The 7,281-nt window shown below is 70.5% G+C and carries 7 protein-coding genes; 5 read left to right on the top strand and 2 right to left on the bottom strand.

What is annotated here, in order from left to right; genetic code table 11:
* The first annotated feature begins 485 nt into the window (after positions 1-485).
* Positions 486-959 (top strand): carboxymuconolactone decarboxylase family protein, encoded by a 474-nt coding sequence (locus tag NUM_RS01695; protein ID WP_207122723.1) that lies wholly within the window; start codon positions 486-488, stop codon positions 957-959.
* A gap of 371 nt (positions 960-1,330) precedes the next feature.
* Here NUM_RS01695 and NUM_RS01690 read toward each other — a convergent pair whose 3' ends face one another.
* A complete protein-coding gene (locus NUM_RS01690; RefSeq protein ID WP_207122722.1) occupies positions 1,331-1,957 on the bottom strand; it encodes a TetR/AcrR family transcriptional regulator in 627 nt (208 codons plus the stop codon).
* Positions 1,958-2,030: 73 nt separating this feature from the next.
* Here NUM_RS01690 and NUM_RS01685 point away from each other — a divergent pair, with 73 nt between their 5' ends.
* Positions 2,031-3,050, top strand: a complete 1,020-nt coding sequence (locus NUM_RS01685) for an NAD-dependent epimerase/dehydratase family protein (RefSeq protein WP_207122721.1) — start codon at positions 2,031-2,033, stop codon at positions 3,048-3,050.
* Between the two features lie 329 nt (positions 3,051-3,379).
* Positions 3,380-3,538 (top strand): hydrophobic protein, encoded by a 159-nt coding sequence (locus tag NUM_RS01680; protein WP_207122720.1) that lies wholly within the window; start codon positions 3,380-3,382, stop codon positions 3,536-3,538.
* A 515-nt stretch (positions 3,539-4,053) separates the two neighbouring features.
* Here the strand turns inward: NUM_RS01680 and NUM_RS01675 are convergent.
* Positions 4,054-4,497: an STAS domain-containing protein gene (locus NUM_RS01675; RefSeq protein WP_207122719.1), complete on the bottom strand. Its 444-nt coding sequence runs from the start codon at positions 4,495-4,497 to the stop codon at positions 4,054-4,056.
* Between the two features lie 403 nt (positions 4,498-4,900).
* Between NUM_RS01675 and NUM_RS01670 the strand changes: the two genes are divergently transcribed.
* Positions 4,901-5,086, top strand: coding sequence for a hypothetical protein (locus NUM_RS01670; protein ID WP_207122718.1), 186 nt, complete (start codon positions 4,901-4,903; stop codon positions 5,084-5,086).
* A gap of 448 nt (positions 5,087-5,534) precedes the next feature.
* A complete protein-coding gene (locus NUM_RS01665; RefSeq protein WP_207122717.1) occupies positions 5,535-7,259 on the top strand; it encodes an Hsp70 family protein in 1,725 nt (574 codons plus the stop codon).
* The last annotated feature ends 22 nt before the right edge of the window (positions 7,260-7,281 follow it).

Genomic DNA, 7,281 nt, shown 5'->3' with positions numbered 1-7,281 from the left:
GGGGGGGGGGGGGGGGGGGGGGCGACAGTCTGCTTGCCGGACCGGACGGCGTGAACCCGAACGACGCGGCCGCGACTTCTACGCCCACTTGCTGCGGGGACTGCCGCTGTCCTCGACCGTTGGCGCGCCGACCGCGGCGCTGCCGGTGACGGCGGCTGACGATGCCAACCGACGTTGCCGGTCGATACGGCGATCAGAACCAGCCGCGCCGATGACAGGCGGACCGCCGCGACACCCTGTGAGTGCCAGCACAGTCGGTTACATTGCGGACGCCGGTTCCGTCGGAGTCGCGTGACCAACACACAGCAGACCTCGGTACCGATCACCGGTGGCAACCAGGGACTCGGGCCCGACGCCGGCCCGTCCGACCGAGTATGCGCCGGCGCGACCGACCTGAGAGATGGCGGTTGAGAGAGCCCGCCGCCGTTGCGCACGCCCGCGACCTCGTCGAGACAGCGAAACAACCGACCTCAAGGAGCATGACCATGGAAGCACGTATGGGCCTTTTCGACAACTCGGTCACCATCGACTACATCAAGGCTCTCATCGGCGCCGGCCGAGCCGTCACCCGCTCGACGCTGCCGGCCACGACGGCCATGCTGGTGGAGATCCGGGCAAGCCAGATCAACGGTTGTAGCTACTGCGTCGACATGCACACCAAGGACGCGGCAGCAGCCGGCGAGAGCGACCAACGATTGCACCTGGTCGCCGCTTGGCGCGAGGCGGCCGTGTTCACCGAGGCGGAACGTGCCGCCCTGGAACTCGCCGAGCAGGGAACGCGGATCGCTGACGCCGCCGGCGGTGTCAGCGACGAGGTATGGGCCAACGCACGACAGCACTACGACGAGGAACAGCTCGGTGCGCTGGTGTGCTGCATCACCGCGATCAACGCATTCAACCGGCTCAACGTCATCACCCGACAGCCAGCCGGCGACTACGTCCCCGGCCAGTGGAGCTAGATTCTCACGACGCGACCGGCCCGTGGGCCAGGCACGACCGGCCGTGTCCAGCACGGTCGACAAGAGCGTCGGCAGTCCAGCCCGAGGCGACCAGGACTAGGCCCGGCTGGGACGGCCGGCCGTGGCCACCGCAGGTGCGATGCGGGCCAACAGCATGGCGCCGACCGCCCGGGAGCCCTGGCCTGGTCGTCGACCGGACCGATTCGGCGCGTCGCGCTCGGGGCCGCACTCGATCGACAGAAGAGCAACGGCGCAGACGAGCCCGGACGTGCTCTCCCGCCGCTGTGACCGAGGGTGACACCAGTTCACGGATGGGGTCCAGTAGCTGCTCGTATCGTGTGAGCCCGGCCGTGACCGGGATCGAGACGTGTTCATGAGTGGCTGGCGGGTGCTGGGAGGTTGAGCAGGGCCAGCATCGCCGGGAGCAGGTCGTGTGCCAGCGGGTCGGGGTTGCTGCTGTCGATCGCGCCCTCGAGGGCGAGCGTCGTGTAGCCGTGCACCAGCGACCAGACCGCGTAGCTGGGCACCAGGGCCGGATCGGTGTCGTCGTCGGGCAGCTCGGCATCGCCGCCGCGCAGGCCGCGGTCCAGTGCGCGGAGGGCGCGGTGCTTCTGCTCGGCCAGCTCGGGGTCGGTGTAGTCGAACTGGCTCATCCGCCACATGAGATCGAACAGCGCCCGGTTCTGGCCCGCGAAGGCGACGTACTCGGCAGCGAGCGCACCGACCCGGTCGCGCACGTCGTGCCCGTCGAGTTCGAGTGCCTCCAGCCGGTCGCAAAGCTGTCGGTACGCGCGCGTCGCGAGCGCTCCGAGCAGACCGCGAGCGTCGCCGAAGTGGTGCTTGGGGGCGGACTGGGAGACGCCCGCGCGCCTCGCGGCCTCGCGCATGCTGAACCCGGCGACACCGCTTTCGGTGAGTACCTCCAGGGCGCTGTCGAGCAGCGCCGTGCGCAGATTGCCGTGATGGTAGTGATCGCCGGTGGTCGTCTCATCGCCCATCCGTACATCTTGACAGTGAGTAGATCGGCCGTAAACTGCTCACTGTCAAGATGGCGTTCGAAGGGGAGCGGACATGGCGGACACGGTCCTGGTCACGGGCGTCTCGGGGTTCATCGGCGGCCATGTCGCGGCTGGGTTGCTGCGGCGCGGTTACCGGGTGCGCGGGTCGGTGCGCTCGGAGTCGCGCGTCGCCGAGGTGCATGCCGCGATGGCGGCTGCGTCCGCCGACTCCAGCCGGCTCGAAGTCTGCCGGCTCGACCTGCTGTCTGACGAGGGGTGGGCGGCCGCGACCGCCGGATGTCGGTACGTGGTGCACGTGGCGTCTCCGTTCGTGCTGGCGAAGCCCGAGGATCCGGACGAGCTGATCCGCCCCGCCGTCGAGGGCGCGACCCGTGCCGTGACAACGGCGCTGAACACGGGTGTGGAGCGGGTGGTCATGACCTCGGCCCTGGCGACGATCCAGTTCGCCCGGGCTCCTCGAACGCATCTGTACTCGGCGGCCGACTGGACCGCTGCGAGCGATCCCGGTCTCAACGCCTACACCGTGTCGAAGGTCAAGGCCGAACTGGCGGCACGAGACATCGCGGCCCGGCACGGCGCACCGGATCGCCTCGCCCTGATCAATCCCGGCGCGGTCATCGGACCGCTGTTGACCGACGATCCCGGCACCTCGGTCACGGCGATCCAGCAGCTGCTTGCCGGTGCGCTGCCGATGATCCCGGATCTGCGGCTTCCCTGGATCAGCGTCGACGACGTTGCCGAGGCGCACATCGCGGCAATGACTTCGGCAGCCGCGGGCGGGCACCGTACGATCGTCGCCACCGACCCGATGTCGATGACCGAGGTCGCCAAACTGCTGCGTACCCGGCTTCCGGAGCAGAGCCGCAGGCTGCCGAAGTGGTCGATGCCGACCTGGCTCACGTGGCTGGCCAGCGCATTCGAACCCCAGCTGCGCGACAACCGATGGCTGATCGGCCGGGCACAACGCTTCGACCGCGCGCCGGCCGAATCTCTGCTCGGCCACCGGCTTCGACCCGTCCCCGAGGCGATCGAGGAAACCGCCCGCAGCCTGGCCGAACACCAACTCGTCTGACTCCTTGCCGGCAGCAGCCGGCGATCGTCGCCGACCATCCACTCACCGCTGGTGTCGATCAACGGCATCGCCCGCGCCCTGACCGCGATCGCGGGGCTGTCGGTCGACGCGTCGCTGCAGCCGGTCCCGGCCCCGCCGCGTCTCCGGGGGTTCCCACGCACATGGGCTCTGTCGTCATCGACCGGCTTCGGCAACGACTCGACAGCTGACCGTCTCCGCCGGGTCTCGATGGTCGCCTGGGCGCTGTACCGCGAGGCACTCCGTGGGCAGCTTTGAACCTGACCAGGATCGTTTGGTGTAGTGACAGGCACTTGGGGTATCAGACGGCCATGTGGTTACTCATCGCGGTTCTGTTGTTGGCGCTGATTTTCGGTGGAATCGGGTTCGCGGTGCATGCCTTGTGGATCGTGGCAGCCGTGATCCTGGTGGTATGGATCATCGGGTTCTTTGCCCGGTCCGGCGGTGGACATCGCTGGTACCGGTGGTGAAGCTGGCGTCGTCTCGTCGGTGTTGCCCCCCAGCTCTGGCGAGACGGCGCCCTCCGTGCCGGCTCATGCCTGCTGGGGCAGTCGACATGTTTGTCCTGCCCGCAGAGCGGGCATAGCCACAGTGATGGGGGTTGGGGGAAAGAGAGCGGCCCGGTTTCTGCGGAGACCGGGCCGCTCCTGTATCTGCCGGAGCGCCGGCCGGGTTCACACGGTCGGCAGGGCGACCGGATCCAGACCAGTCGCTGGTGGTTGGTGAACGGCTGGCGACGCAGCCCGACGGCACCCGCATCCTCCCCGTACAGGGGCAAGATCTCTGGAGCCGCCCGGCTCAGCCGAAGGTGGACGTGGCAATCGAGCCGGCCGGGGCGGCAGCCGGGGCGTGACGGATCGTGCTGGCTGCGGAGTGTGCGCTCGGTGCGTGGGCAGCAGCGAGGGACGGCAGGTTGACGTCCCGGCCAGCCGTGGCGGGAGTCTCAGGCCCGATGGAGACAGCCGTCGTCAGCGGCGGTCGTCGGTCATACGGGCGCCGTCGGCGGTGTACTGGTGTCGGCCAGCGTCCAGGCGGTCAGCGGCCGGCGTCGGGCCGGGTCTGCGGTGACCGCATCGGCGACGGTGTCGTAGACCGGCACGGTGTCGGCAGCATCAGTGAGCAGCATGCCGGTCGTGACCAGGGGTTGCAGGTCGGCCGCGGCCAGCGCAGCGCCGGTTTCGATGGCGATCCGGTAGGCCTGTCCGATCGCATGGATACCGGCCGGGTCGCAGCACACCAGGCGCCCGGCGTCGAGTACCACGTGGTCGGCGCCGTCGGCGATTGCTTGCCGCACGGCATCGATCAGCCGGTGGGTGCAGGCTACCGTCAGCTCGCCCGCCAAGCCGATCACGGCGACGTGGCCACGGTGGGACATCGACACTTCGAGTTCGGTCATTCCTGTTCTCCCGGGGAGTCGAGCGTCGGCCATCGGCCGGCACTGGTGCCTCCGGTCGCCGCCGCACACCTGCCGACAACGACCGTTCGGGCGCTGCCGCGGCAGACCACCGATACCGGCTCTACCCCCATCCCCGCGTTTCATGCCCGGCGCCGAGGGTGACGCCGGCGGCAGGTCCGCTGCGTCGATCCGCCGGCGTCTCTCGGCTGTACGGGCGGGGATGGTGTTCGGCAGCCGCGCGCATGCCGTCCGGCCGTCATCGCGGCCGCCGGTCTCGCCCGCCACGTCAGCCGCGACTGATCCCCGGCACCGCCAGCGGCCCTCGAATCGGTGTCAAGGGACATCGATTTGGTTGCCCTGGGTCAAGTGATCTTGAGGAGCGTGCCGGTGGGCCCGTCGCCACCACCTCGAACCGCGCCTCGCGGCGCTCACCGACGTGGCGTGGCAGGCCATCGACGACGGGTCGTTCCCCGGCCGGTACCGGTCCGGCGGCAGGCGTGACGCGGTCGCTGGTGCGGTCGGGCTCGTCGTGCTGCGGGGCTCTCCGATGATCGCGACGCAGGTCGAGCAGCGGGTGCGGCGGATGCTCGAGCAACTCGGCTGTCGACCGCCGGCGGCCTGACCACCCACCGCCGAACCCGCCGGTCGCCTGCTCGCCGACACCCCGCCGCGATGATCACGCGGTTCCCGCCCGTGATCGGCTCACCGCATGACGGAAACCCCTCGTGCTCGTGCGCGGGTAGGCAGGTCCGCGAACCATTCGAGCGGGATCAGGGCGCCGGGTCGCTGCTGGCCACGATCTCGTACGCTGCGCGCGTGTCTGCATTCCGGCTCGGCATCGACTACGGGACCTCCAACACCGTCGCGATGCTGCGGTGGCCAGACGGGCGCACCCGTCCGTTGTTGTTCGACTCCTCGCCGCTGCTGCCCTCGGCCGTCTACCTGACGCCGGAGGGCACGCTGCTCAGCGGCCGAGACGCGCAGCACAGCACCCGGCTGGACCGACGCGCTACGAGCCGAATCCCAAGCGGCACATCGGTGAGGGCAGCCTGCTGCTCGGTGGCGACGACGTGCCGCTGGTACGGGCCATCGCCGCGACGCTGAGCCGGGTGCGCGACGAGGTGGCCCGCACGGCCGGCCCGGCGCCGCTGGATGTGACGATCACCTACCCAGCGGCGTGGGCGGCGCTGCGCCGCGGCGTGCTCGTCGAGGCCGCCGCCCTCGCCGGCCTCTCCACGCCCACGCTGGTACCGGAGCCGGTCGCCGCGTCCGCGTACTTCGCCACGATGCTCGGCCACCGGGTCGCGCCGGGCGATGTCGTGGTCGTCTACGACATGGGCGCCGGCACGCTGGATGTCAGCGCCGTTCGGCGGAGCCCGACCGGGTTCGAGGTGATCGAGGTCGACGGGCTGGCCGACTTCGGTGGCCTCGACCTGGACGCGCTGGTGGTCGAGCAGGCCCGGCCGGCGGTGGACGACGCGACCTGGCTGCGGCTCACCGCTCCCACCGATCCGGCAGACCGGCGGTACTTCCGGGCGCTGTGGGACGACGCGCGCACGGCCAAGGAGATGCTGTCTCGTACCACCAGCGCCGCGCTGCCGCTGCCGCTGGTCGACCGGGACGCGGTCGTCAGCCGCGAGTCGTTCGAGGCCACCGCCCGACCCCACCTCACCCGCGCTGCCGAACTGACCACGTCCGTGCTCGGCCGAGCCGGCGTGCCGGCCGATGCCCTCGCCGGCCTGTTCCTGGTCGGCGGTTCGTCCCGGGTGCCGCTGGCCGCCACCGTCCTGCACCAGGTCACCGGCATCGCGCCGACCGTACTGGAACAGCCGGAGCTCGTCGTGGCCGAGGGCGCGTTGCATGCCACCCCGCAACGGTCCACTCAGCTGTTGGCGCCGCCAGCGTTCCCGCCCGCCTCCACGCCGGGACCGGATGCGGCACCGAATGCCGCACCGATCCCGCCTGCCTCTACTCCGGGGCCGGATGCGGCACCGGACGCCGCACCAGCCGCAGTGCCGCCGGTATCGACGTCGGCCTCGGCGGCTCCGGCCGGCCCACCGGACTCCGCGCCGCCGCCCCCGGTGCAGCCGTCGCAGGCACCGCTGCCACGGCCGGCGGCGACACGACGACGGTGGGGCGCGCCGGCGGTGGCCGGAGTGGTGGCGCTGGTGGTGGTGGCCGTCATCGGGTTCTCGCTGCTAGCCGACAAGTACGGCCAGCACGACACCGGGGGAGGAGCGGGCGCAGGAGAGTCGACCACAAGCCCGACGGTGAGCGCGTCGGCCAAGAGCCCGACGGCGAGCCCGACCCCCACCGGCCCACCGGTACTGTTCACCAGCACGCCCAGCGCCGCCTCGCTGCTCACCGCGAGTGAGGTCCGCCGGTACGTGTCACCGGTCGCGTGGTCACACCAGGAAACCGTGAAATCCAACGGCGGCGACCTCAGCATCGCCGGATACGCCTGGGGTGACGACAAGAACCCGAAGGACTCCGCAGAACTCGAGATCGGCGTCAAGCGCTACAGCGTGAGCCGGGGGACGTGCGCAGACGAGGTGAGCTGCGTCTATCACGCCGAAGGTCTTGTCCAGGGGTTGAACTACTGGGGCGACGAGCAACCCGTCCAGATCCGGGGCATGGACAACGCCATCGCCGGACAGTTCGAGGCGGGAGTGCAACTAGCCAACCTGGTCGTCGTGATCAACTACTCGGGCCACTCGTCGGCCAGCAAGGCGACGCTGGTGGCCATCGCCCGCCTCGTCGCCGCCCACCTCACCACGCTGCCCCGGCATCACTGACGAGCGAGACGACGGCGCCCGA

It is taken from the genome of Actinocatenispora comari (assembly GCF_017312725.1).
GTDB lineage: Bacteria > Actinomycetota > Actinomycetes > Mycobacteriales > Micromonosporaceae > Actinocatenispora > Actinocatenispora comari.
This window is presented reverse-complemented; position numbering and strand designations above follow the sequence as displayed.

What these genes read in the sequence shown, in the direction of transcription:
- NUM_RS01685 (WP_207122721.1), top strand. Translation starts at nt 2,031, where the DNA reads ATGGCGGACACGGTCCTGGTCACGGGCGTCTCGGGGTTCATCGGCGGC.
- NUM_RS01690 (WP_207122722.1), bottom strand. Translation starts at nt 1,957, where the DNA reads ATGGGCGATGAGACGACCACCGGCGATCACTACCATCACGGCAATCTG.
- NUM_RS01680 (WP_207122720.1), top strand. Translation starts at nt 3,380, where the DNA reads ATGTGGTTACTCATCGCGGTTCTGTTGTTGGCGCTGATTTTCGGTGGA.
- NUM_RS01695 (WP_207122723.1), top strand. Translation starts at nt 486, where the DNA reads ATGGAAGCACGTATGGGCCTTTTCGACAACTCGGTCACCATCGACTAC.
- NUM_RS01675 (WP_207122719.1), bottom strand. Translation starts at nt 4,497, where the DNA reads ATGGCCGACGCTCGACTCCCCGGGAGAACAGGAATGACCGAACTCGAA.